We start from the raw sequence: 19,114 nt of genomic DNA, 5'->3' as shown, positions 1-19,114 counted from the left end.
GTCGACTCAGGCCGCCACCAGCATCGGCCGGCGCGGCGTGACCGGCACGAGCTGGCCGAACAGGTCCTTCGGATCGCTCATCGTCGGGATCAGGTCGATCGGCGTGCCCAGGCCGAGCTCACGCGCCGAGTCGCGCAGGAAGCGCAGCGCCGAGTAGTCCTCGAGCGCGAAGCCGACCGAATCGAAGACCGTGATGTCGGACGCGCTGCGGCGGCCCGGCGCCTCGCGCAGCAGCACGCGCCACAGCTCGGTCACCGGGTGGTCGGCCGGTAGCTGCTGCAGGTCGCCCTCGATGCGGCTTTGCGGCTCGTACTCGACGAACACCTGGCCGGCGCGCAGCACATCGGCGTGCAGCTCGGTCTTGCCGGGGCAGTCGCCGCCGACGCCGTTGATGTGCATGCCGGGCTCGATCATCTCCGGCGTGATGATCGTCGCGTTGGTCTTGTCGGCGGTCACCGTGGTGACGATGTCGGCGCCCTTCACCGCTTCGGCGGTCGATGCGCAGACGATCAGGCGCAGCCCGTGCACGCCGGCCAGGTTGTTCAGCAGCTTGGCGGTGGCATCGGCGTCGATGTCGAACAGGCGGATCTGGTCGATGCCCAGCAGGTAGTGGAAGGCGAGCGCCTGGAATTCACTTTGCGCGCCGTTGCCGATCAGCGCCATCGTGCGGCTGTTGGGCCGCGCCAGCAGGCGCGCGGCCATCACCGAGGTGGCGGCGGTGCGCATCGCCGTCGTCAGCGTCAGCTCGGACAGCAGCTCCGGCGTGCCGGTCGCCACATCCGCCAGCACGCCGAAGGCCATCACCGTCGGCAGTCCGGAGCGGGTGTTCTTCGGATGGCCGTTGACGTACTTGAAGCTGTACAGCGACGCGTCGGCGATCGGCATCAGCTCGATCACGCCGTCGTCCGAATGGCTGGCGACACGCGCGGTCTTGTCGAATTCGGGCCAGCGGCGGAAGTCGGCTTCGATGTAGGCCGCCAGCCGCTTCAGCGTCTCGGGCAGGCCGCGCTGGGCGACGATGCGGGCGATGTCATGGGTGCTCAGCAAGGTGGTCATGGGGGCTCCTGGGGCTGGGACCGTTTGCGATGAAGTGGATTGTTCGAGCAGCCCGTGGCAATGAAAACGGCCAACTCTGCTGCGAATTCATCAGTTGCTTGCCATTTCGACAGCCTCCGCTGACACTATGTAGAAATGGACACGCTGGACCAGCAACTCATCGCACTGCTGCGCGCCGACGCCCGCGCGAGCGTCGCGACGCTTGCACACAAGCTCGGCGTCTCGCGCGGCACGGTGACCAACCGCGTTGCCAAGCTCGAGGACGCCGGCGTCATCGTCGGCTACACCGTCAAGCTGCGGCCCGACGCGCAGCCGAACCAGATCACCGCCTGGACCAGCATCGCGGTCGAGGGCAACCAGACCCGCAAGGTGATCGCGATCCTGCTCGGCGAGCCCGGCATCGCGGCGATCCACGACACCAACGGCCGTTGGGACCTGCTGGCCGAGCTGCGCTCGTCGAGCCTGCAGGAGCTGGCCGAAGTGCTGGAGCGGCTGCGGCTGATCAAGGGCATCGGCGCGACCGAAACCAGCATCCACCTGCAGACCTACAAGCTGTCCTGAGCGCGCCCGAACGCGTGAACGCGCGTTCCTGAAAGCCAGCTGTCCAAGGGAATCCCCGGGGGTCGGCGCGACGGTCCCGTTCAGGGGTGATTCAGCCGCGGCTGCTTATAGTGGCGCCGCCCGTCGACTCCCGCGCCGCCCCCGGCGCTCCTCCCATGGACATCCTGCTCACGCTGGCGCGCTGGATCGATCACCTCAATGATCGTTTCGGCATCATCGCCAAGTACGCGGTCATCGCCTCCTGCCTGATCAGCGCAGGCAACGCGGTGATCCGCTACAGCTTCAACATCAGCTCGAACGCCTGGCTCGAGATCCAGTGGTACCTGTTCGCCGCCTGCGTGATGCTCGGCGCCTCGCAGGTGCTGCGCCTGAACGAACACGTGCGCGTCGACCTGTTCTACGGCCGCCTGACCGGCCACGGCAAGGTCTACGTCGACCTGTTCGGCCTGATCTTCTTCCTGGTGCCGGTGATGAGCGTGATGCTGTGGCTGTCGTGGCCGCTGTTCCTGCAGAAGCTGGCCAGCGGCGAGATGTCCAGCAACGCCGGCGGCCTGGTGCGCTGGCCCGCCGTGCTGATGCTGCCGCTGGGTTTCGCGATGGTGCTGCTGCAGGGCCTGGCCGAGATCGTCAAGCGCATCGCGTGGCTGATGCACCGCTATGAAATGGACATCCACTACGAGAGGCCGCTTCAATGATCACGATGGACCAGTTCGCGCCGCTGATGTTCGGCGGCCTGATCGTGATCATGCTGATCGGCTTCCCGGTGGCGTTCTCGCTCGCCGCGCTGGGCCTGATCTGCGGCACGTTCGCGATCTACATGGGGTGGTTCAACCCCGAATTCATGCAGGCGCTGCCGCTCAACGTGTTCGGCATCCTGTCCAACGAGCTGCTGCTGGCGATCCCGTTCTTCACGCTGATGGGCGCGGTGCTCGAGAAGTGCGGCCTCGCCGAGGACATGCTCGACTCGATGGGCCAGCTGTTCGGCCCGGTGCGCGGCGGCCTGGGCTACTCGGTGATCATCGTCGGCTTCATCCTCGGCGCGATCACCGGCACGGTGGCCGGCCAGGTCATCGCGATGGCGATGATCGCGCTGCCGGTGATGCAGCGCTACGGCTACAACATGCGTTATGCCACCGGCGTGCTGGCCGCCTCGGGCACCATCACGCAACTGGTGCCGCCGTCGCTGGTGCTGGTGGTGATGGCCGACCAGCTCGGCAAGTCGGTCGGCGACATGTACAAGGGCGCGTGGGGGCCGTCGATCCTGCAGGTGCTGATCTTCGCGCTCTACACCTTCTTGCTCAGCCGCATCAAGCCGCACCATGTGCCGGGTGTGCCGAAGGAAGCACGCACGCTGAACGGCTGGGCGCTGTGGGCCAAGTGCCTGCGCGGCATCATCCCCTCGGCGATCCTGATCTTCGCGGTGCTCGGCAGCATGGGCGGCCTGCCCGGCATCAACACCGCGGTGGCCACGCCGACCGAAGCCGGCGCGATGGGCGCGGTCGGCGCGCTGATCCTCGCCGCGATCCACCGGCGCCTGTCGTGGCCGGTGCTGCGCGACACGCTGGCCGGCACGATGCGCATCACCGCGATGGTGGTCTTCATCCTGATCGGCTCGCGCGTGTTCTCGCTGGTGTTCCAGGGCGTCAACGGCGGCATCTGGATCGAGCACATGCTGTCGGGCCTGCCCGGCGGCCAGCTCGGCTTCCTGATCGTCGTCAACATCTTCATCTTCTTCCTGGCCTTCTTCCTCGACTTCTTCGAGATCGCCTTCATCATCCTGCCGCTGCTCGGGCCGGTGGCCGACAAGATGGGCATCGACCTGATCTGGTTCGGCGTGCTGCTGTGCGTGAACATGCAGACCAGCTTCATGCACCCGCCGTTCGGCTTCGCGCTGTTCTACCTGCGCGGTATTTCCGACACGCTGGCCAAGACCGGCGCGCTGCCGAAGAAGGTGCTGTCCAGCGACATCTACATGGGCGCGATCCCGTGGGTCGGGATGCAGATCATCCTGGTGGTCATCGTCATCTTCTTCCCGCAGACGGTGACCATGTTCCTGCCCAAGGAGCAGAAGCTCGACCTCGACAAGGCCACCCAGCAGATCCAGAACATGGGTCTCGAGCCACGCGGCGAGCAGAAGCCGGAAGAGGACGCGAGCAAGCTGTTCGCGCCCGTGGAGCCGGCGGCCAGTGCGGCATCGCGTTAGGGCATTGAACCCAACCCGCGGCGGTGTACGCTGCGGGGCATGGCAACCCTCGACGACCACATTGCGCAGAGCCTGCGCGACAGTGAACGCAGCGGCGAGCTGCGTTCGGCCCCGAGCTACGGCAAGCCGCTGCACCACGGCGACGGCTGGGACGAGACGCCGGAGGAATTCCGGCTGCCGTTCAAGATCCTGAAGGACGCCGGTGTCGTGCCGGCGGAGGTCGAGCTGATGCAGCAGCTCGGCAAGCTGCGGCAGACGTTGGCCGCGACCACCGACGCCGAGCAGCGCCGCGTGCTGCAGCAGCGCATCAGCGAGCTGCAGCAGACGATCGCGTTGCGGCTGGAGAAGCTGCGGGTCAGCGGCAGCCTCTGAACATCAGACCCAGGGCTGCGGCAGCCCTTCGTCGGTCAGCACGCGCTGCACCGCCGGGCGTTCCAGCATGCGGTTCAGGTACGCGGCGATCACCGGCCGCGTGCGCGCCGGCGCCGCGGCCGGGCCGCTGAAGTTGCGCGTCCAGCGGCACAGCATGAAGCAGTACGGATCGGCGGCCGAGTAACCGGCGCCGAGCAGCCAGGGCTGGCCGTGGCCGGCGAGCTGCGCCTCGATCTGGTCGAGCAGGCTGCCGACGCGCGCCTGCGCTGCGCGCTGCACCTGAAGCGCGCCGTCGACATTGCCGGCGTCGACCAGACGATCGGGATAGAAGTAGTGGATCAGCGTCGCCTGCAGCGTGTTGGTCATCCACACCAGCCACTTGTAGTAGTGCGCGCGCTCGGGCGTGCCCAGCGCCGGCGCGAGCTGCGCCTGTCGCTCGCGGTCGGCCAGGTGCAGGCAAATAGCCGCCGCCTCGTACAGCACCAGGTCGCCGTCGACCAGCACGGGGATCAGGCCGTTCGGGTTGAGCTGCAGGTAGGCGCTGCTCTTGTGCGCGCTCTGCTCGCGGTCGACGAGCACCAGCTCGAACGGCAGCGCGAGCTCGTGCAGCAGGATGTGCGGCGCCATGTTGGCGCTGCCGGGGTGGTAGTGCAGCTGGATCATCGGGGACTCGCCTTTGCGCATCAGTAGTCTGCGGGAGTGCGGGCGCCGGGGTCTGTCGTACCCTTGCGAGCGCCATGTGGTCATTCTCCTCTGCGCCCCCCCGATCGGCCGTGCTGGAGCCGGGCTCCTCGGCGCGCGACGCCGAGGTCTTCACGGAGTGCATCGAGCTGCTGGACCGCAACGCGCGGCTGGGCGTGGCCACCGGGATCGCCGGTCTCGTAGTGGTCGGATTCGCGCTGTTTCCGATGCTGTGGCCGCCGCCGTCGTACTGGCTGCACGCATCGGTGATCGCTTCGGTGCTGGCCCTGCAGCTGCTGCTGCCGCCGCTGCGGCCGGTCGTGGCGCGTCTGGACCCCGCCTCACGCAGGCGCTACGCGCGCACGGTCCTCGCGATGGGCCTGACGACCAGCGTTGCCTGGGGCTCGCTGAGCCTGACGTACATGGGACCCGAGGCAGAGCGCGTGGCCGTGCTGCTGTGTGTCGTGATGGCGCTGATGGTGAGCTTCTCGATGGGCAGCGCGAGCTACCCGCCGGTGACCTATGTGCTGAACGTGCCGATCGCGCTGATGTTCATCGTCTCGGCGTTGCTGCAGCCGACGCCGCTGGCGTGGCTCGCGGCGCTGGCCGCGGCGATCGTGCTGGCGATGATGCTGGCGTTCGCGCACAAGACCCGCGACATGCTGGTGCATGCGCTGCTGATGCGCTTCGAGAACCGCGACCTGAACGAGGCGCTGACCGAGCAGCGCGTGCGCGAGCGAACGCAAGTGCTGGAGCAGGCCAGCCGCCACAAATCCGAGTTCCTGGCCAGCATGTCGCACGAGCTGCGCACGCCGCTGAACGCGATCATCGGCTACAGCGAGATGCTGCAGGACGACGCCGCCGGACTGAACGCCGCCGCGCTGGTGCCGGACCTGCGCAAGATCAACGCCGCCGGCAAGCAACTGCTGGAGATGATCAATTCGGTGCTCGACCTGTCGAAGATCGAAGCCGGCAAGATGGAGCTGTACGCCGAGTGGTTCAGCCTGCGCACGCTGGCCGCCGAGGTCCACGCCGTGGTCCAGCCGCTGGCCGCGCGAAACCACAACGGCTTCGACATCCGCCTCGACGCCGCCGTCGATCGCCTGCACGGCGACAAGGCCAAGATCCGCCAGGTGGTGCTGAACCTGCTGGCCAACGCCCACAAGTTCACCGAGGCCGGCGGCGTCCGGCTGGAGCTGGCGCTCGAGCCGCCGACGGCCACCGGCGCGGTGCTGCGCATCGTGGTCGTCGACACCGGGATCGGCATGACGGCCGAGCAGATCGGCCGCCTGTTCCAGCCCTTCAGCCAGGCCGATCCACGCACCGCGCAGCGGTACGGCGGCACCGGGCTCGGGCTGGCGCTGTGCCGCCGCATCTGCAGGATGATGGGCGGCGATGTCGCGGTGTACAGCGAGCCCGGGCGGGGCAGCCGATTCACGGCGCGCGTCGAGGTCGGCATCGCGGCGCCGGTGCTCGACGCCGGGGTGCCTTCGCAGGACACGACCACCTCGGCGCTCGCCGCCACCGCCGCGCCCGACGCCTCCCCATCGGCCGGCACGGTGCTGATCGTCGACGACGACCCGGGCGTGCGCGAGCTGCTCCAGCGCGTGCTGCAGCGCGAAGGTTTCGCCGTGCTGACCGCCGCCGACGGCGACCAGGCGCTGCAGATGGCCGACGCTTTCCGCCCCGACCTGATCACGCTGGACATCAAGATGCCGCACACCGACGGCTGGGAGGTGCTGGGGCGACTGGCGGCCAACCCGCGCCTCGCCGGCATCCCGGTGATCATCATCAGCATGCTGGACGATCGAAAGACGGGTTATGCGCTCGGGGCGGCGGACTACCTCACCAAGCCGGTGGACCGCCAGCGGCTGCTCGCGGCACTGGCGCGCCACCACCACGGCAAGCCGGTGCTGGTCGTCGACGACGACGCGGCGATGCGCACGATGCTGCGCCGCATCCTCGAAGCCGAAGGCCATGCGGTGGTCGAGGCCGAAAACGGCCGCGTCGCGCTGCAGCTGCTGCACACCGTGCGCCCCGGGGCGATCCTGCTCGACCTGCTGATGCCCGAGGTCGATGGTTTCGAATTCGTCGCGCAGCTGCGCCAGCACGACCCGGCGCACACGATCCCGGTGCTGATCATCACCGCGAAGGACATGACCGCGGCCGACCGCCAGCGCCTGAACGGCTCGGTCGTGCGCGTGCTCGAAAAGCGCGGCATCGGTCACGACGGGCTGCTCGCCGACGTGCGCGCCCTCGTCGCGACGCTGCTGGCCCGCCCCGCTGGAGAATGAACCCATGGTGCGCATCCTGCTCGTCGAGGACAACGAGATGAACCGCGACATGCTGTCGCGCCGCCTCGAACGCAAGGGCTACCAGGTGCTGCTGGCGATCGACGCCGAGCAGGGGCTGGCGCTGGCCGCGCGCGAGGCGCCGGACCTGGTGCTGATGGACCTGAGCCTGCCCGGCATCGACGGCCTGGAAGCGACCCGGCGGCTGAAGGCCGCCGCCGCGACGCGCAGGCTGCCCGTCATCGCGCTGACCGCGCATGCGATGGCACGCGACCGCGACCTGGCGCTCGCCGCCGGGTGCGACGACTTCGACACCAAGCCGGTCGAGCTGCCGCGCCTGCTGGCCAAGATCGAGGCGCTGCTGGCGCTGCCCGCGGGTTGACTCCGATGCACCACGACACCGCCTGGCTGGCGCACCTGCGGCACGAGCTGCGCACGCCGCTGAACCATGTCATCGGCTACAGCGAAATGCTGCTGGAGGACCTGGAGCCGCAGCCGCTGGCCTCCGCACTGCAGCGCATACGCTCCAATGCAAAGTTATTGCTCACGCGCATCGCGAGCCTGCTGGTCACGCCCGAGGACGCCGCCGCGCCGGACGCCGCGACGCTGGTGGCCGGGCTCGCGCCGCCGCTGCACGCGATCGCCGGCGAGCTGCAGGCGCTGCGCGGCCTGCAGCCGCCGGCCGGCCCGCCGACGCTGCGCCAGGACCTGGACCACATCGCCTCGGCAGCGGCGCAGTTGCAGCGCCTGCTCGAAGGGGGCCTCGTCCCGCCGCCGCGCGCCGAGCGCGCGGCGGTGGCGGCGCCCGCGCCCCGGCCGGCGGACCACCCGCCGCCCGCCGCGGGTTGCATCCTCGTCGTCGACGACGACGCGGCCAACCGCGAGATCCTCGGCCGCTGGCTCGCGCGCGACGGCCACCGCACGCTGTTCGCCGCCGGCGGCGCCGAGGCGCTCGCGCTGCTGCGCACGCCGGGCGCGCAGCCGCCGCCGGACCTGGTGCTGCTGGACATCATGATGCCGGGCATCAGCGGCATCGAGGTGCTGGCGCAGCTGAAGGCCGATGCGGCGCTGCAGGGGCTGCCGGTGCTGATGATCTCGGCCTACGACGAGGCGCCCAGCGTCGCGCGCTGCCTCGAAGGCGGCGCCGAGGACTTCCTGCCGAAGCCCTTCGACCCGGTGGTGCTGCGCGCGCGCGCCGGCGCGGCGCTGGAGCGCAAGCGGCTGCGCGACCGCGAGGCCCAGCACCTGCGCGCGCTGGCCGAGTGGAACCAGGCGCTCGAAGCGCGCGTGGCCGAGCAAGTCGCGCTGCTCGACCGGCTGGGCCGGCTGAAGCGCTTCTTCTCGCCGCCGCTGGCCGAGGCGATCGTGCAGGGCGGCGCCGACGACCCGCTGAAGTCGCACCGGCGCGAGGTCACCGTCTGCTTCCTCGACCTGCGCGGCTTCACCGCGTTCGCCGAGGTCGCCGAGCCCGAGGACGTGATGGGTGTGCTGCGCGAGTACCACGCCGAGATGGGCGCGCTGGTGATGGCGCACGAAGGCACGCTGGAGCGCTTCACCGGCGACGGCATGATGGTCTTCTTCAACGATCCGGTGCCGGTGGCCAACCCGGTCGAGCGTGCGCTGCGCATGGCCCAGGCGATGCGCGAGCGCGTGGCGCCGCTGGTGCAGCGCTGGCGCCAGCAGGGCCACGAGCTGGACCTCGGCCTGGGCATCGCCCAGGGCTACGCGACGATCGGCGCGATCGGCTTCGAAGGCCGCTGGGACTATGGCGCGATCGGCTCGGTGACGAACCTGGCGGCGCGCCTGTGCGGTGAAGCGCGCGCCGGCCAGGTGCTGCTGTCGCGGCGCGTCGCCACGCAGGCCGCTGGCTTCGCCGAGGTCGCCCCGGTCGGCGAGATGGCGCTGAAGGGCTTCGCGCGGCCGGCGCCGGTTTACGAGTTGCTGGCGTTGAAGGCCGGCTGAGGCGGCGCCGGCACGCACGCGGCGTCGGCCGCCGGCCACCGGTAGCCGCGCAGCGCGTCGATCACCGCCTGCTGCGCCGGCGTCGGCGGCCGCTCGGCCAGCCGCAGCAGTTTCACCTGCCTCACGATCGGGCAATCGACGGTGCGCGCATGCGCCAGCCCGGCGGACCGGGCCAGCGAGTGCGGCATGAACGCGATGCCGAAGTTGGCGCGCACGAAGGCCTGGATCCAGTCCTCGCGGTGCGATTGCTGCACCACCTGCAGCTCGACGCCGCGCGCGTCGAGCAGGCGCTCGATGTAGTGCGAAAACTCGCAGAAGGTGCGCTCGCAGTAGTGCTCGCGGTGCAGCTCGGCGGTCTCGATCTGCGTGCGGCCGTTGAAACGATGATCGTCGCCGAAGGCGATCACGTAGTCCTCATCGAACAGCGGCAGCGCCTCGAAGCGGCGCGGCGTCTCGTGCGGCGAGCACATCAGGCCGAGCTCGATGTCGCCGCGGTCGAGCGCATCGGTCAAGGCTTCGAGGTTGCCTTCGCGGAAGTTCAGCGCCACGGCGATGCGCCCTTCCAGCACCGCGGCGAATCCGGGCAGCACCTGCTCGAAGGCGATCGTGCACATCACGCCGACACGCACCGCATCCTTTTGCGCGCTGGTCAGCCGCCGCGCCTGCTCGCGCGCCTGCAAGGCACTGTCGTAGATGCGTCGGAAGTTCGGCAGCATGGCGTGGCCGAGCTCGGTCAGCTGCACCACGCTCTTGCCGCGGTCGAACAGCCGCCCGCCGATCGCCTCTTCGAGGCGCTGGATCGCCTTCGTCAACGCCGGCTGGCTGACGTACGAGCGCTCCGAAGCGCGCGTGAAGTTCAGCGTTTCGGCGACCGCCAGGAAATATCGGATCTGGTAGAGCTCCATCGCCGGAGTCGGTCGCGGCGGCGGCGCGATTCCTTACAGCGGCTTCGATAACCGCCGCGCATCGGCCGATGCGCCGAAGCGATTTCACGGCGCGCGCCGGGCTGCCTACGCTTCGCAGCCATCCACCCTTCCCACTGACCCGACCCATGCAGCCTCGAACCCTCGTGATCGCCGGCGGCGGCTTCGCCGGCACGACGCTGGCGCAGCAGCTGGCACCGCGCCTGCCCGCTGGCTGGCAGCTGCTGGTGATCAGCGAAGAGAGCTACACGACCTTCAATCCGATGCTGGCCGAGGTGGTCGGCGCGGCGGTGTTCCCGGAGCACGTGATCGTGCCGATCCGTGCGCTGCTGCAGCATGCGCCGGCGACGGTGCGCTTCGTGATGGGCCGCATCGGCCAGGTCGACAGCGCCGCGCGGCGCCTGCGCTGCGACACGCTGGCCGGCCCGCGCGAGATCGGCTACGAACACCTGGTGCTGGCGATCGGCCAGCGCGCCAACCTGGCGCTGCTCCCCGGGCTGGCCGAGCATGCGCTGCCGCTGAAGCTGGTCGGCGACGCGCTGCATATCCGCAACCGCGTGCTGCAGCGCCTGGCGGCCATCGAGCTGACCGGCGACGCGGCGCAACGTGCGGCGCTCGGCCGCTTCGTGATCGTCGGCGGCGGCTTTTCGGGCGTCGAGGTCGCCGGCTCGCTGGCCGACTTCCTGCGCAGCGCGCGCCGCTACTACCCGCGGGTGCAGGCAGGGGAGCTCAGCGTCACCTTGCTGCACGACGGCGCGCGGCTGCTGCCGGAGCTGCCGGCGCGCCTGGGCGACGCAGCGGCGCGCTCGCTGCGCCGCCGCGGCATCGACGTGCGCCTGGGCGCCCGCGCCGCGCGCGTCGAGGCCGAGGCGGTCGAGCTGGCCGATGGCACGCGGCTGGCGACGCGCACCGTGGTCTGCACCATCGGTACGCGGGCGCAGGCGCTGGCCGAGACGCTCGGCCTGCCGAGCGAGCGCGGCCGGCTGCGCGTGGCGCCCGATGCCTCGGTGCCCGGCGTGCCCGGGCTGTGGGCGATCGGCGATTGCGCCGCGCTGCCGAACGCCGCCGACGGCGGCAAGCCCTGCCCACCGACCGCGCAGTTCGCGGTGGCGCAAGCGCAGCGGCTGGCCGACAACCTGCTGGCCCGCATCGCCGGCACGCCCACGCGCGCCTTCGGCCACCGCTCCAAGGCAATGATGGCCACCACCGGGCACCTGAAGGGCGTGGCGCTGCTCGGCCGCCTGCCGCTGGCCGGCCTGCCGGCCTGGCTGCTGTGGCGCGCGGTCTACCTGCTGCGCATGCCGACGCTCGGCCGCAAGCTGCGCATCTGGGTCGAATGGACCTGGGGCCTGGTCTTCCCGCTCGACATCACCCACCTGCGCTTCACGCGCACGGCCGACGCGGCGGCAGAAGCCCCGTCGGCCGCTCCTTTTCAACGCTAGGAGTCCTTCACCATGTTCATCGGCAAGACCGCACTGGTCACCGGCTCTACCTCGGGTATCGGCCTGGGCATCGCCCGTACGCTGGCCGCGCAGGGCGCCAACGTCGTGCTCAACGGCTTCGGCGAGTCCGCGGCGATCGAGCGGCTACGCGCCGAGCTCGCGGAAACTCACGGCGTGCAGGTGCGCCACGACGGCGCCGACATGAGCCGGCCCGAAGCCGTCGAAGACATGATGGGCAAGGCGCTCGCCGAGTTCGGCTGCATCGACCTGCTGGTCAACAACGCCGGCATCCAGCACGTGGCGCCGGTCGACGAGTTCCCGGTCGACAAGTGGTACGCGATCCTGGCCATCAACCTGTCGGCGACCTTCCACACGGTGCGGCTGGCGCTGCCGGCGATGAAGCACCGGGGCTTCGGCCGCATCGTCAACGTCGCCTCGGCGCATGCGCTCGTGGCCAGCAAGTACAAGTCGGCCTACGTGACGGCCAAGCACGGCGTCGCCGGCTTCACGAAGACCGTGGCGCTGGAGGTGGCCGAGGCCGGCATCACCGTCAACGCCGTCTGCCCCGGCTACGTGCTGACGCCGCTGGTCGAACAGCAGATCCCCGACACCGCGAAGGCACGCGGCATCACGCAGCAGGAAGTCATCCGCGACGTGCTGCTGGCCGCGCAGCCGACGAAGAGGTTCGTCACCGTCGAGCAAGTGGCCGCGTTGACCGCGTTCCTGTGCTCCGACGATGCCGCATCGATCACCGGCGCCATCCTGCCGATCGAAGGCGGCTGGACGGCCCAGTGATCCCACCCCCCCATCCCCCCACCCACCCACTCACCAGGGAGTTGCCATGTCTCATCACCTCTTGCGCTGCGCCACCGGCGCCATGCTCTTCAGCGCGCTGCTGTCCGGCGCGTCGGCCGGCGAATGCCCGGCCGACAAGCTAGCGCCCAACCCGCTGAACGGTGCCGCCACCGCACCGATGGGCGTCACCGATACCGAGCTGGCGTCGATCGACCTCGCCAGGGAGAACGTCAAGCTGAACCAGCGCCGGCTGCGCATGCGCCACATGGTGATCCAGCCCGGCGGCGTCGTGCCGCTGCACAGCCATGCCGATCGTCCGGCGCTGATCATGGTCACGGCCGGCGAAATCCACGAACATTCGAGCAAATGCGCGGTGCCGATCCTGCACCGGGCCGGGGACATCGCGCGCGAAGCGCTCGGCACGCAGCATTGGTGGAAAAACTCGGGCAGCCAGCCGGTGCACCTGACGATCGCCGACATCGTCAACGACAAGAAGCCCGACACGATGATGGAGCAGATGTGAAAACCAGCCCGCAACCGCTCACCACCAAAGCGGCGGCGGGCTGGCGCCCGGCCGGCGTGCCGAACACGCCGCCCGGCCAGGTCGTGCTGGTGCTGCAGGGCGGCGGCGCGCTCGGCGCCTACCAGGTCGGCGTCTACGAGGCGATGCACGAGGCCGGCATCGAGCCGGACTGGGTCATCGGCACGTCGATCGGCGCGATCAACGCCGCGCTGATCACCGGCAATCCGCCGGCCGAGCGGGTCTCCAAGCTGCGGCTGTTCTGGAACCACGTCGAACGGCAGTCGCTGCTCGCCGGGCCGTTCGACTGGCTCGGCATGGGTAACCTGCTGGCCAACATGACGACGGTGATGCGCGGCATCCCGGCCTTCTTCGAGCCCAACGGCGCTGCGCTGCGCGGCGCACAGGCGGCGCTGGGCGTCGAGCACGCCGCCTACTACAGCACCGAGCCGCTGCGCCGCACGCTCGCCGAGCTGGTCGACTTCGACTACGTGCGGGCCTGCAAGACGCGGCTGACCGTCGGCGCGGTCAATGCCTGCAGCGGCAGGATGCGCTACTTCGACAGCCGCGACGAGCCGCTCGGGCTGGAGCACGTGATGGCCTCCGGCGCGCTGCCGCCGGCTTTTCCGGCGGTGCGCATCGATGGCCAGCCGTACTGGGACGGCGGCATCTACTCGAACACGCCGATCGAAGCGGTGCTCGACGACAAGCCGCGCCGCGACTCGCTGATCTTCGCGGTCAACGTGTGGCACCAGACCGGCCCGGAGCCGGAATCGATCTGGCAGGTGATGGGCCGGCACAAGGACATCCAGTACGCCAGCCGCGCCGACAGCCACATCGCCCGCCAGCAGCAGATCCACCGGCTGCGCCACGTGATCCGCGAGCTGGTCAAGCAGCTGCCGGCGTCCCGGCAGGCCGACACGGCGGTCAAGGAGCTGGCGAGCTGGGGCTGCGGCACGACGATGCACGTGGCGCACCTGGTCGCGCCGCGACTGGAGGGCGAGGACCACACCAAGGACATCGACTTCAGCGCCGCCGGCGTGCGCGCGCGCCGCGAGGCCGGTTTCGCCGATGCGCGGCGGATGATCGAGCGCGCGCCCTGGCAGGCGCCGGTGGATCCGATCGAGGGCGTGATCGTCCACGAATGATGGACGCCCCGGCCATCGCGGCGGGCGCCGCGGCAGCCGCCTGCGCGGCGCTGATGGGGCTGGCGATCCAGCGCGGCGCGACCTGCACCGTGGCGGCTGTCGACGAATGGCTGCGCGAGCGCCGCGCGACGCGGCTGGCGGCGCTGGCCGAGGCGGCGCTGTGGGTCGGCGCCGGGTTGCTGATCGCCCGTGCGTTCGGCGTACTGCCGCGGCTGCCCGCCGGCTACCCGCTGTCGGGCTGGACCTTCGCCGGTGCGGCGCTGCTCGGCCTGGGCGCCTTCGTCAACCGGGCCTGCGTGTTCGGCGCGATCGCGCGCTTCGGCAACGGCGAATGGGCGTACCTGGCGACGCCGCTCGGCTTCTTCGCCGGTTGCCTGAGCGTCGAGCCGCTGTTCGCGGCGATGGCGCCGGCGCCGCTGGCCGAGACGCCGCCGGCGCTCGCTGCGCCGGCCTCGGGGCTGCTCGCGCTCGCCGGCGCGTGGGCGCTGTGGCGCGTGGTCGCAGCGCTGCGCCACGCACACCAGCGCGCGGCAGCGCCTGCGCGCCAGCGCCTGGGTGGCGCCTGGACGCCGCGGGCCGCGACGACGGTGATCGGCCTGAGCTTCCTGGCGCTGCTGCTGCTGGCCGGACCTTGGGCCTACACCGACCTGCTGGCCGAGCTGGCGCACGGCATGGCGCACAGCGTGCCGGCCCGGGTCGGCCTGTTCGCTTGCCTACTCGCGGGGGCGCTGGCCGGTGGTGCCGGCCGCTGGCGCCGCGGCTGGCCGCCGGCACGGGACTGGGCGCGCTGCGTCGCCGGCGGCCTGTTGATGGGCTGGGGCAGCCTGCTGATTCCCGGCGGCAACGACGGGCTGATCCTGGCCGGCATGCCGCTCGGCTGGCCCTATGCGTGGGCGGCGTTCGCGATGATGGTGCTGGTCATCGCGGTGGCGATGGCCGCCCGGCAGCGGTGGGCGGCGGCAGCCAGTCCGGAAACGGCCAGCCGAGCAGCTCCGCCAGGCGCAGCGTGACCCAGGCCGCTTCGTCGGCCGACAAGCCGACCTCGGGCTCGCCGACGCCCGCGTGGCAGCGCGCGAGCACCTCGTCCTCGGCCAGGCCGATGTCGTGGTGCGCCGCCTGCGCCCGCTCGACGAGCTGTTGCGCCATGTCCTCGCACAGCTCGTAGCGCGTGCGGAACTCGGCCAGCGGCAGCGTCAGGCGGCCGCGCGGGTCGCTGTGCAGCGCGTGGAAGGACGGCGGGATCGGGATCTGGTAGTCGTCGGACATGCCGGTGCTTGTACCCCAGAAGGCCGAGCGGCACAGGCGCATGTCGATCACCGATCCGGACGCCTCCGTCCCGCTGGGCTGCGCCGCCCTGCGCCCGGCCCCTCGGGTGCGGGGGCGCGCGCACGGGCGCGTGACCCGCCGCGCATCGACAATCGCCGCTTTTTTGGCGCGCGACAGCGTGCTTGCAATCGAGCGGTGACGATGACGATGCGCTGGCTGTCCTCCTGGGTTCTTTCCACGTGCTTGCTGCTGACCGCCTGCGGAGGCGGTGACGATGCACCGACCCGGCAGCCCAGGGCCGCGCAGCGCGCGCTTGCCGCCACCGCCCCGTCGCTGCCGATGGTGTCGACCGCCGAAGCGGCGCGCCAGTTGCTGGACTTCGCGCAGACCCGTTACCCGGACGCCTTTCCCGGCCAAGCGCCGATGCAGTGGTTCTCGCCGTTCGCGTTTCGCCACTACCCCGAGACCGGGCTGTACCTGGGTGTCGCGCTGCACGACGAGGCGGGCTATCGCGCCGGCGGCGTCTACCTGCTGAGCAGCGCGCCGGGCGCCCAGCCGCAGTTCATGGGCCTGGCGAGCAGCTTCGTCGCGCCGAAACGCCAGCTGCGCACGCTGGACCTCGTGCACAACGCATTGATCGCGGATCCGGCGCGCGGCGTCTACTACGCCAGCGTTGCGGCGAGCGTCAGCGGCCACGGAAACCGCATCGCGACGATCGACGCCGAGTCGGGCAGCATCAGCTACTCGGCCGTCGTGGGGCAGGAGCCCGGCGCGCTGGCACTGGCCGCCGACGGCCGCTCGCTGTACGTCGGGCTGGACGGCAGCGGCGACGTGCTGCGCCTGGCACTGCCCGGGTTGCAGGAGCTCGCCCGCGTGCGGCTGCCGAAGTCCGACCCGTACTTCGCCGACAGCGCGCAGATGCTCGCCGACCGGATCGCGGCATCGCCGGCCGCCGCGGGTGTGATCGCCGTCTCGCTGCGCAGCCCGCAAACGTCGGCCGGTGGCGTCGTCCTGGTGCGCGAGATGGTGATCCAGGCGCGCCGCGCCTACCCCGAGGACGGCAACCAGTTGATCTTCGCACCCGACGGGCAACGACTCTTCGGACTCGACACGCGAAGCAGCGGCTACACGCTGGGGCGCTTCGACGTCGGGGCCGACGGCCTGACACGGCATTCGGAGGTGGCGACGGGCAGCGGGATGTTCGAGCACACGATCGGCCTCGCGGGCGACACGATCGTCACGCGCCGGCGGCTGTGGAACGCCCACGACCTGTCGCTGCGTGGCGTCGTCGGCTTCGACGCCGAATGCCTGCCGCGCAACGCGAGCACCCTGCTGTGCCACGCCTACGGCGACGCGGCGGCACCGCGCATGGTCAGCGTCGATCTAGCGACGCTGACCATCCGCGGCCAGCTCGCCGCGCCGCTGGATGCGGACAGCGGCCGCATGCTGCTGGGCCCCGGCGGCCATGTCGCCTGGCGATCCGGCTTCGCCGAGGCCGCCGCGCGGTCGGCCACGCGCATCACGCTGCTGCGCGACGAGATGCTGGGCGCCGAGGTCGGCGCGGCGACACTGCCGATCATCGACATCCCAGCCGTCACCGGACCCGACGGCACGCTGCGCGTGGCCCTGCCGAACACCGCGCTGATCGCCGATCCGGCGCGCGGCGTGTACTACGCCAGCGTGCCGGGCAGCGTGCCGGGCAACGGCAACCGCATCGCCAGCATCGACGCCACGACGGGAAAGATCAGCTTCTCGGCGATCGTCGGCTCGGAGCCCGGGGCGCTGGCGCTGGCCTCCGATGGCAAGTCGCTGTACGTCGCGCTCGACGGCAGCGCCGAGCTGCTGCGCCTGGCGCTGCCCGGCATGAAGGAGCTCGCACGCTTGCGCCTGCCGCGCGACACATTCCACTTGTCGCCGCTGCTGGTCCAGAGCATGGCGGCGTCGCCCACCTGGCCGGGGCTGCTGGCCGTTTCGCTGCGCGGGCTCGAGGTCGGCATGCACGCGCCGGAGCGGTTGCTGCTGATCGGGGACATGGCCTTGCTGACGCGCACCAGCGGCGGCAACGACTACGACCAGTTCGCGTTCAGCGCCGATGGCGCCTGGCTCTACGGCCTCGAGAACCAAGGCTCGGGCTTCGCGCTGGGTCGCATCGAGCTCGTCGGCTACGACCTCGTCGAGCGCTTCCCGCGCAGCTCCGCTGCGACCGGCTACCACTGGCACGCCTTCGACAGCGTCGGCAGCTACCTGATTGCCCGCAACAAGTTGTGGAAGCGCGCCGACCTGAGCCTGCAGGGCACGCTGGCCGTGGACGCGGAGTGCCTGCCGCGCAACGGCAGCAAGCTCCTGTGCCTGACGCGCGGTCAGGCCAGCCCACGACTGCTGGCGGTCGCAGTGCCCTCGCTGGCGGTGCAGGCCGAGCTTGCGGCGCCGTTCGACGCCGACGCGGCTCGCCTGGTGATCGGCCCCGGCAACTCGGTCGCGCTGCGCGAAGGCTTCAGCAGTCCCCGCGCCGAGGCGGCCGCCGGCCTGGTGCTGCTGCGCAACGACGCCTTGCGATGAGGCGCCCCCGCCGGTAGATCAGCGCAGCAGCTCGTCGCGCATCAGCACGATGCGCGGCGCGGTGGGCCAGGTCGGATGCGAGAAGCCGGTGCGAAAGGCGAGTCCCGCGCCCGGCCCGAGCACCGGGCGGCCCTCCCGCGCGTCGTTCGGCAGTGCCAGTTGATCCCGCAGCGCCAGTGTCTCCGCGTCGACGATCACGATGCGTCGGGGCTGATCGAACCAATCATCCGTCTTGACGCAGATGAGTCGGCCGCTGCTGCGGGCGAGACACTCGCCAGCCATCTCGACAACACCATGGAGACTCAGATCGGCGGCATTCCAGAGCCGGTTGCGCGCGATGATTCGCGAGCCGGCGTGACCGACGGCATGCCAGTAGGCGCCCGTGGCCGCAGAGGCCTCTCCGGCTTGCAACAGGCCATCGCTCGCGACCTGGTTGCGGTGCAAAGGCCACGCCGAGGTGTTGGTGTTGATGCCGAAGACGTAGGCGCCGGTGGCGTCGAACGAGATCGGGTCGCCGGCGTAGGCCCGCTTCGGCTGGACGACCATGTCGCGCAGAAGCACGGCCATGCCACCGATCGACATAGCGACCACCCCGCTCTCGGTCGGCGACACCGCGATCGAACTCGCCGCCCCGGGCAACTTCGTGCGCCGGGAGACGGCCATGTCCGGCAGTGACAGGCGAACCAGCTCCTGGCTGCCGCCAAGCGCGAGGTAAAGCCATGCGCCGTCAGGCGACATCGCCAAGGCACCGGGATCCACCCCGATCGGGGCGGAAAGCGTGTACTGCCCGGTGGCCGAATCGATGACCGCCAGGCGCCCGACCTCGCCCAATGTATTGCTGGGGACGCTGGCGTAATAGACGGCGCGCACGGGGTCGGCGATGACGGCGTTGTTCAGCAGATCGATGGTCTGCCGCCACGGCCGCGGGACAACGAACTGGCCGAGCCTGCCGACGAAAAGCGGAACGGGTCCGAAGGCGCCGCCCATGACGTAGACACCGTTGTCCATGAACGCTGCACCTTCGTTCAGCGCCACGCCGAGGTACGTGCCGGTCTGCGGGTAGTGACGGAAGACAAATGGCGCGGCGACCTGCGTCGCCGGGTGCGACGAAAAGAGCTCCGGATACGCCGTCTCGCCAAAGTCCATCAACTGGCGCGCGGCTTCTGCGGGCGAGACCGGGGGCGGCGCTTCGGCAGCGTCCGCGCGCAGCGCCTGCGCCGTGACGCGACGCTCGCTCGTCGCCTCCGCTTGCCCGCCGCCGCATGCGGCCAGCATGCAGCACGCGGCCATCAGCAGGCCGCTCGCGATGCACTTCATCCTGGAGTCCCCCGGTTC

The 19,114-nt window shown here is 70.6% G+C and carries 19 protein-coding genes; 14 read left to right on the top strand and 5 right to left on the bottom strand.

From position 1 onward, the window contains the following. Positions 1-6: 6 nt before the first annotated feature. Positions 7-1,056, bottom strand: a complete 1,050-nt coding sequence (locus HLB44_RS21075) for an ornithine cyclodeaminase (RefSeq protein ID WP_173126488.1) — start codon at positions 1,054-1,056, stop codon at positions 7-9. Positions 1,057-1,191: 135 nt separating this feature from the next. Here HLB44_RS21075 and HLB44_RS21070 point away from each other — a divergent pair, with 135 nt between their 5' ends. From HLB44_RS21070 to HLB44_RS21055, 4 genes are all read left to right on the top strand, one after another. Next, a complete protein-coding gene (locus HLB44_RS21070; protein WP_173126485.1) occupies positions 1,192-1,617 on the top strand; it encodes an Lrp/AsnC family transcriptional regulator in 426 nt (141 codons plus the stop codon). Positions 1,618-1,772: 155 nt separating this feature from the next. Further along, a complete protein-coding gene (locus HLB44_RS21065) occupies positions 1,773-2,312 on the top strand; it encodes a TRAP transporter small permease subunit (RefSeq protein ID WP_173126482.1) in 540 nt (179 codons plus the stop codon). Beyond that, positions 2,312-3,820, top strand: a complete 1,509-nt coding sequence (locus tag HLB44_RS21060; RefSeq protein WP_343051468.1) for a TRAP transporter large permease — start codon at positions 2,312-2,314, stop codon at positions 3,818-3,820. Before HLB44_RS21065 ends, HLB44_RS21060 begins: the two co-directional genes overlap by 1 nt. A 39-nt stretch (positions 3,821-3,859) precedes the next feature. Further along, entirely contained in the window at positions 3,860-4,192 is a 333-nt protein-coding gene (locus tag HLB44_RS21055; RefSeq protein WP_173126476.1) for a DnaJ family domain-containing protein, read from the top strand. A 3-nt stretch (positions 4,193-4,195) separates the two neighbouring features. Here HLB44_RS21055 and HLB44_RS21050 read toward each other — a convergent pair whose 3' ends face one another. Then, on the bottom strand, positions 4,196-4,855 hold the full coding sequence (locus tag HLB44_RS21050; RefSeq protein ID WP_173126473.1) for a glutathione S-transferase family protein: 660 nt from the start codon (positions 4,853-4,855) through the stop codon (positions 4,196-4,198). 74 nt (positions 4,856-4,929) lie between these two features. Here HLB44_RS21050 and HLB44_RS21045 point away from each other — a divergent pair, with 74 nt between their 5' ends. From HLB44_RS21045 to HLB44_RS21035, 3 genes are read left to right on the top strand one after another with little or no spacing between them, the layout of a single operon-like run. After that, positions 4,930-7,167: a hybrid sensor histidine kinase/response regulator gene (locus HLB44_RS21045; RefSeq protein ID WP_173126470.1), complete on the top strand. Its 2,238-nt coding sequence runs from the start codon at positions 4,930-4,932 to the stop codon at positions 7,165-7,167. Positions 7,168-7,171: 4 nt separating this feature from the next. After that, positions 7,172-7,546 (top strand): response regulator, encoded by a 375-nt coding sequence (locus HLB44_RS21040; RefSeq protein ID WP_173126467.1) that lies wholly within the window; start codon positions 7,172-7,174, stop codon positions 7,544-7,546. Between the two features lie 5 nt (positions 7,547-7,551). Then, positions 7,552-9,126 carry a response regulator gene (locus HLB44_RS21035; RefSeq protein ID WP_173126464.1) on the top strand — a complete coding sequence of 525 codons (1,575 nt, stop codon included), beginning with the start codon at positions 7,552-7,554 and terminating at the stop codon, positions 9,124-9,126. On the opposite strand, the gene HLB44_RS21030 is transcribed toward HLB44_RS21035, so the two are convergent. Continuing rightward, positions 9,096-10,031, bottom strand: coding sequence for a LysR family transcriptional regulator (locus HLB44_RS21030; protein ID WP_173126461.1), 936 nt, complete (start codon positions 10,029-10,031; stop codon positions 9,096-9,098). The genes HLB44_RS21035 and HLB44_RS21030 overlap by 31 nt on opposite strands. Before the next feature lie 146 nt (positions 10,032-10,177). Here HLB44_RS21030 and HLB44_RS21025 point away from each other — a divergent pair, with 146 nt between their 5' ends. Genes HLB44_RS21025 through HLB44_RS21005 form a run of 5 tightly spaced genes read left to right on the top strand, consistent with a single transcriptional unit; the run spans position 10,178 to position 14,964 of the window. Then, positions 10,178-11,491 (top strand): NAD(P)/FAD-dependent oxidoreductase, encoded by a 1,314-nt coding sequence (locus HLB44_RS21025; RefSeq protein WP_173126458.1) that lies wholly within the window; start codon positions 10,178-10,180, stop codon positions 11,489-11,491. Positions 11,492-11,503: 12 nt separating this feature from the next. Further along, positions 11,504-12,286 (top strand): 3-hydroxybutyrate dehydrogenase, encoded by a 783-nt coding sequence (locus HLB44_RS21020; protein WP_173126455.1) that lies wholly within the window; start codon positions 11,504-11,506, stop codon positions 12,284-12,286. A gap of 46 nt (positions 12,287-12,332) precedes the next feature. Then, a complete protein-coding gene (locus tag HLB44_RS37395) occupies positions 12,333-12,809 on the top strand; it encodes a cupin domain-containing protein (protein ID WP_173126452.1) in 477 nt (158 codons plus the stop codon). Between the two features lie 56 nt (positions 12,810-12,865). Next, positions 12,866-13,954, top strand: a complete 1,089-nt coding sequence (locus HLB44_RS21010; RefSeq protein WP_343051467.1) for a patatin-like phospholipase family protein — start codon at positions 12,866-12,868, stop codon at positions 13,952-13,954. Beyond that, on the top strand, positions 13,954-14,964 hold the full coding sequence (locus tag HLB44_RS21005) for a YeeE/YedE thiosulfate transporter family protein (protein ID WP_246312374.1): 1,011 nt from the start codon (positions 13,954-13,956) through the stop codon (positions 14,962-14,964). The genes HLB44_RS21010 and HLB44_RS21005 overlap by 1 nt, the downstream gene beginning before the upstream one ends. On the opposite strand, the gene HLB44_RS21000 is transcribed toward HLB44_RS21005, so the two are convergent. Continuing rightward, entirely contained in the window at positions 14,873-15,220 is a 348-nt protein-coding gene (locus HLB44_RS21000) for a hypothetical protein (protein WP_173126446.1), read from the bottom strand. The two genes, HLB44_RS21005 and HLB44_RS21000, sit on opposite strands and share 92 nt — an antisense overlap. Positions 15,221-15,260: 40 nt before the next feature. On the opposite strand from HLB44_RS21000, the gene HLB44_RS20995 reads away from it, so the two are divergent. Both HLB44_RS20995 and HLB44_RS20990 read left to right on the top strand, forming a co-directional pair. Beyond that, positions 15,261-15,419: a hypothetical protein gene (locus HLB44_RS20995; RefSeq protein WP_173126443.1), complete on the top strand. Its 159-nt coding sequence runs from the start codon at positions 15,261-15,263 to the stop codon at positions 15,417-15,419. Between the two features lie 2 nt (positions 15,420-15,421). Then, positions 15,422-17,779, top strand: coding sequence for a YncE family protein (locus HLB44_RS20990; RefSeq protein WP_173126439.1), 2,358 nt, complete (start codon positions 15,422-15,424; stop codon positions 17,777-17,779). 18 nt (positions 17,780-17,797) lie between these two features. Here HLB44_RS20990 and HLB44_RS20985 read toward each other — a convergent pair whose 3' ends face one another. After that, the gene (locus tag HLB44_RS20985; RefSeq protein WP_173126436.1) at positions 17,798-19,096 is read right to left on the bottom strand and encodes a YncE family protein; all 1,299 of its coding nucleotides are present in this window, start codon (positions 19,094-19,096) and stop codon (positions 17,798-17,800) included. Positions 19,097-19,114: the final 18 nt, after the last annotated feature.

This window comes from Pseudaquabacterium terrae (assembly GCF_013266755.1).
GTDB classification, from domain to species: Bacteria; Pseudomonadota; Gammaproteobacteria; order Burkholderiales; family Burkholderiaceae_C; genus Pseudaquabacterium; species Pseudaquabacterium terrae.
This window is presented reverse-complemented; position numbering and strand designations above follow the sequence as displayed.

What these genes read in the sequence shown, in the direction of transcription:
- HLB44_RS21075 (WP_173126488.1), bottom strand. Translation starts at nt 1,056, where the DNA reads ATGACCACCTTGCTGAGCACCCATGACATCGCCCGCATCGTCGCCCAG.
- HLB44_RS21070 (WP_173126485.1), top strand. Translation starts at nt 1,192, where the DNA reads ATGGACACGCTGGACCAGCAACTCATCGCACTGCTGCGCGCCGACGCC.
- HLB44_RS21065 (WP_173126482.1), top strand. Translation starts at nt 1,773, where the DNA reads ATGGACATCCTGCTCACGCTGGCGCGCTGGATCGATCACCTCAATGAT.
- HLB44_RS21055 (WP_173126476.1), top strand. Translation starts at nt 3,860, where the DNA reads ATGGCAACCCTCGACGACCACATTGCGCAGAGCCTGCGCGACAGTGAA.
- HLB44_RS21050 (WP_173126473.1), bottom strand. Translation starts at nt 4,855, where the DNA reads ATGATCCAGCTGCACTACCACCCCGGCAGCGCCAACATGGCGCCGCAC.
- HLB44_RS21045 (WP_173126470.1), top strand. Translation starts at nt 4,930, where the DNA reads ATGTGGTCATTCTCCTCTGCGCCCCCCCGATCGGCCGTGCTGGAGCCG.
- HLB44_RS21040 (WP_173126467.1), top strand. Translation starts at nt 7,172, where the DNA reads ATGGTGCGCATCCTGCTCGTCGAGGACAACGAGATGAACCGCGACATG.
- HLB44_RS21035 (WP_173126464.1), top strand. Translation starts at nt 7,552, where the DNA reads ATGCACCACGACACCGCCTGGCTGGCGCACCTGCGGCACGAGCTGCGC.
- HLB44_RS21030 (WP_173126461.1), bottom strand. Translation starts at nt 10,031, where the DNA reads ATGGAGCTCTACCAGATCCGATATTTCCTGGCGGTCGCCGAAACGCTG.
- HLB44_RS21025 (WP_173126458.1), top strand. Translation starts at nt 10,178, where the DNA reads ATGCAGCCTCGAACCCTCGTGATCGCCGGCGGCGGCTTCGCCGGCACG.
- HLB44_RS21020 (WP_173126455.1), top strand. Translation starts at nt 11,504, where the DNA reads ATGTTCATCGGCAAGACCGCACTGGTCACCGGCTCTACCTCGGGTATC.
- HLB44_RS37395 (WP_173126452.1), top strand. Translation starts at nt 12,333, where the DNA reads ATGTCTCATCACCTCTTGCGCTGCGCCACCGGCGCCATGCTCTTCAGC.
- HLB44_RS21005 (WP_246312374.1), top strand. Translation starts at nt 13,954, where the DNA reads ATGGACGCCCCGGCCATCGCGGCGGGCGCCGCGGCAGCCGCCTGCGCG.
- HLB44_RS21000 (WP_173126446.1), bottom strand. Translation starts at nt 15,220, where the DNA reads ATGTCCGACGACTACCAGATCCCGATCCCGCCGTCCTTCCACGCGCTG.
- HLB44_RS20995 (WP_173126443.1), top strand. Translation starts at nt 15,261, where the DNA reads ATGTCGATCACCGATCCGGACGCCTCCGTCCCGCTGGGCTGCGCCGCC.
- HLB44_RS20990 (WP_173126439.1), top strand. Translation starts at nt 15,422, where the DNA reads ATGACGATGCGCTGGCTGTCCTCCTGGGTTCTTTCCACGTGCTTGCTG.
- HLB44_RS20985 (WP_173126436.1), bottom strand. Translation starts at nt 19,096, where the DNA reads ATGAAGTGCATCGCGAGCGGCCTGCTGATGGCCGCGTGCTGCATGCTG.